The following is a 528-nucleotide window of genomic DNA, read 5'->3' as shown; positions in this document are numbered from 1 at the left end:
ACAGCTATATCAACACGAGCAACCCACAGGTGATCTGGGCACGCGTGACCAACACGGACACGGGCTGTTTTGCCATCACTACGGTAACCTTAGAGGTATCACCACTACCGGTGATCACCTTAGAGGACAGCTACAGACTGTGTGTGGATGAGTTTGGTAACCCGATCCAGAACGAATCGGGAGAATCTTCTCCACCGGTTATTAATACGGGCCTTAGTGATCTGGACCACACTTTTGAGTGGTTCTTAAACGGCAGTCCACTGCCAGAGACTACATCGAGTATTGTGGCCAGAGCAGGCGGGACCTATACGGTGATCGCTACGGAGACCACCAGCGGACTGGGTTGTAGTGCGGAGGCCTCGACCACGGTAACGGTATCCTCGCCACCGACCACATTCAGTGCCGAGGTGATCAGTAATGCCTTTGCGGAGGATCATCAGATCCAGGCGGAGGCCAGCGGACTGGGGGTATACTTCTTCCAGTTGGATGACGGACCGCTTCAGGAAAGCGGCTTGTTCACCAACGTGA

1 pseudogene is annotated in these 528 nt (G+C 54.4%); it reads left to right on the top strand.

Annotated elements, in window-relative coordinates:
* Window positions 1–528 (top strand): annotated as a pseudogene (locus tag POW22_RS10345) (hypothetical protein); the annotation flags it as partial.

The sequence above is a fragment of the Gilvibacter sediminis genome (assembly GCF_028561565.1).
In the GTDB taxonomy this organism is placed as follows: domain Bacteria; phylum Bacteroidota; class Bacteroidia; order Flavobacteriales; family Flavobacteriaceae; genus Gilvibacter; species Gilvibacter sediminis.
This window is presented reverse-complemented; position numbering and strand designations above follow the sequence as displayed.